We start from the raw sequence: 2184 nt of genomic DNA, 5'->3' as shown, positions 1-2184 counted from the left end.
CCGGCACCGGCAGCATCGAGCTTTCTTACGATGCCGATGTCGATGGCCGGCGCGCGATCCTGAAGGCGTCCGCTGTTCGCGACGCGACGGCGCGGCGGATCGCGTCGCTTGATGGCAGCCTCGAGGTAGCGGAGTCCGGCCGAAACCTGGCCGAGGCAAGCTCTAGCGATGGGAACTCCGCCCCCCAGGGCGGCAAGCTTGGTTCGATTGCGCTGAAGCTCTCGGGCGTTGAAGCGTCAAGCGAAACGCCGTCGCGGTTGACGGCTTCGCTGTCACTCGACGGCTCGGTGCTCGATCTCGGTTCGCGCGGGCTGCTGCCGGCCGACGTCGACGCCAATGTCGCGCTGGTGGCGGGATCGAACAAGATCTCGGTCGATCGGCTGCTGATCAAGACCGGACGCTCGACCTTCGACTTCGCCGGATCGATCGGGCCGAAGCCGGCAGCCGCGGGCGAAGAGCCGTCCTATCGCTATGATCTCATCAGCGACGGCTCGACGCTCGCGCCGTCGGAATCGCCGGAGCCGGCGCTTCAGTTCCTCGCCCGCATCGCCGGCGTCTACCAGACCAAGAGCCGCAAGCTCGTCGCCGAGCAGATCGGCGTCCGCTCCGGCGGTTCGAGCGAGGTGCTGGGCAGGGCTTCGCTTGCCTTCATCGACAACGGCCCGCCGGGCGTGTCGCTTTCGCTCAACGTCCACGACATGCCCGTTTCGCATGTCAAGCAATTGTGGCCATGGTTCTCTGCCCGCAACGCGCGGCTTTGGGTTCTGGACAATCTGTTCGGCGGCCGCGTGGTCGACGCCAGCCTGCAGTTCCAGGTCGTGCCGGGGCGGCTCGGCAACGGCGTTCCGCTTTCCGGCGACGAGGTGTTCGGCCGCTTCCAGGTCGAGGGCTCGCGCTTCGACACGGCGGGCCGCATTCCGCCGATCCGCGACGCCGTCGGCGTCGTCGCCTTCCATGGCAACGACGTCGATATCACGCTGTCCTCCGGCAACGTCTATATGCCGAGCGGCCGCACCGTGGCGGCAAGCGGCGGCACGCTCACCGTGAAGCAGGCGAACCGTTCGCCGGTCATCGGCGCGCTCGATATCGATGTCGCAGGCGAAGCGTCGGCGATCGCCGAACTCGCCTCCTATGAGCCGATCAACGCCATGCGCCATGTCGGCCTCGCGCCGGAGGATTTGAGCGGCGACGTCACCGGCCATGTGCGGGCCGACATCCCGCTGACCTCCGGCGTCGACACCTCGACGCTCGATTGGCTGGTGGCGCTGGACTACCAGGATCTTTCTTTAGCCAAGCCGTTCGAGGACCAGACGGTGACCGAGGCCGACGGCTCGATCACCGTCAGCCCGGACCGCGCGGTGATATCGGCCAAGGCGAAGCTCAACGGCATTCCGGCGGAGCTCGATCTCGTCGAACCGCTCGATGACGACGGTCCGCCGCGCAGCCGCAAGGTCGCGCTCGTCCTCGACGACAAGACGCGCGAGGCGACGATGCCCGGCCTGTCGCCGCTGCTTGCCGGAACCATCAAGGTGGCGATCGACAAGAGCGGCGAGGGTGGTCAAGACGTTTCGGCCGACCTGACCAACGCCAGGCTCGACATTCCCTGGGTCGGATGGAGCAAGGGGGCGGGCATTCCGGCCAAAGCCACCTTCACGATGGCCAAGTCGGGCAACACCACCACGCTGTCCGATTTCAATCTCGACGGGAAGAGCTTTTCGGTCGAAGGCGACGTGACGCTGGTCAATGGGGCGCTGTCCTCGGCCCGCTTCAGCAGGGTCGCGCTCAACAGGGGCGACGATGTCGCCGTCTCGGTGAAACGGTCGGGCAAGAGCTATGCGGTCGACGTGAGCGGCGATTCACTCGATGCACGCTCGCTGATCAAGCAGTTCACCTCCAACGTCGACACTGCCACGAAAGGCGCCGGCGCCGACGCGATCTCGGTGAGCGCCGACGTGAAGTCGCTCACCGGCTTCCACGACGAAGTGCTGTCGAACCTGAAACTGGACTACAGCGGCGCCGGCTCCCGGGTGAATGGTCTCGATGTCAGCGCGATGGCGAGTTCGGGTGCCGCGATCACCGTCAAGAACAGCACCGGCGACGCCGGCCGCGCGCTCAGGATGAAGTCGGCCGATGCCGGGGCCATCCTGCGTTTCCTCAACATATACGAACACATGGAAGGCTGTC

At 66.3% G+C, this 2184-nt stretch carries 1 protein-coding gene; it reads left to right on the top strand.

Annotated elements, in window-relative coordinates; genetic code table 11:
• Positions 1–2184: DUF3971 domain-containing protein (locus EOA38_RS34420; RefSeq protein WP_281060154.1), on the top strand; the 2184-nt coding region annotated here is incomplete at both ends.

Source organism: Mesorhizobium sp. M1E.F.Ca.ET.041.01.1.1, from assembly GCF_003997355.1.
In the GTDB taxonomy this organism is placed as follows: Bacteria; Pseudomonadota; Alphaproteobacteria; order Rhizobiales; family Rhizobiaceae; genus Mesorhizobium.
Note: the sequence above shows the minus strand (reverse complement) of the source record. Positions and strands in the feature narration are given on the sequence as shown.